The sequence below is a fragment of the Chitinophaga oryziterrae genome (assembly GCF_009758125.1).
GTDB lineage: Bacteria > Bacteroidota > Bacteroidia > Chitinophagales > Chitinophagaceae > Chitinophaga > Chitinophaga oryziterrae.
This window is the reverse complement of sequence record NZ_WRXO01000032.1, coordinates 1-997: the sequence shown is the minus strand read 5'-3', so window position 1 is coordinate 997 and position 997 is coordinate 1. Positions and strand designations below refer to the sequence as shown.

The 997-nt window shown below is 43.6% G+C and carries 1 protein-coding gene; it reads left to right on the top strand.

The window, feature by feature from the left end:
- Nucleotides 1-997, top strand: a 997-nt coding sequence (locus GO495_RS31865; RefSeq protein WP_205691380.1) for a condensation domain-containing protein, incomplete at both ends; no start/stop codon positions are given.

The following is a 997-nucleotide window of genomic DNA, read 5'->3' as shown; positions in this document are numbered from 1 at the left end:
CAGTAGATGTAAGTCGTACCATTGGCTGGTTTACATCGATGTACCCGGTGTTATTGAAAAATAAAGAAGATACAGGTAGCTTATTAAAAGGTATAAAAGAACAACTGCGTAGCATCCCCGACAAAGGTCTGGGTTATGGATTGCAACAAACAGGCGTTACAGAATGGGACCTGTTATTTAATTACTTAGGTCAGTTAGACAATAGCGGCAAATTACTGGTGCCAGCCGAAGAAGCTACAGGCGCTGATATTGCCGCAGGTAACCAGCAGTCAGTAAAGATAAATGTGAACAGCATGGTGCAAGGCGGCGAGTTATTTGTTCACTGGAACTATAGCAAACGTCATTATGAAGACAGTACGATTGCACAGCTCTCATCAAGTTACATCTCTGCTATCACGGAATTAATTAATCATTGTATATCACAAACAGGGGCTGTATTTACCCCTTCAGATTATGGTCTTGGCAAAGAGATCAGTTATGAAGAGTTGGATAAATTTATGGAGGAGCCTTACCGGGGCAGCAAAAGGGGGGATCATATAGCGCGTATATACCGCTTAAGCAGCCTGCAGGAAGGGATGTTATTCCATAGTCTTTATGAAAAAGGTAGCCAGGCCTACATAGAACAATGCAGTTGTGATATGCAGGATGTATTACCTGCATTATTTACCCGTAGCTGGGAGATACTGCTGTCGCAGCATAGCATCTTACGAACAGGGTTTTACCATGATGAGTTCCGTATCCCGGTACAGTGTGTATACAAAAATGTACCACTCAATGTGGAGATACTGGACTACCGGTCATATGATGGATCAATACAATCTGAGATGTTGTCATCTTACCGGGATGCAGACCGGCAGAAGGGTTTTGACCTGGAGGAATCCCCTGTAATGCGTTTAAGCCTGATCCGTTTGGATGAGTCCCGATATCACATGGTCTGGACATCGCATCATATCCTGTTTGATGGCTGGTCTATCCCGGTACTGATGGAATCATTCTT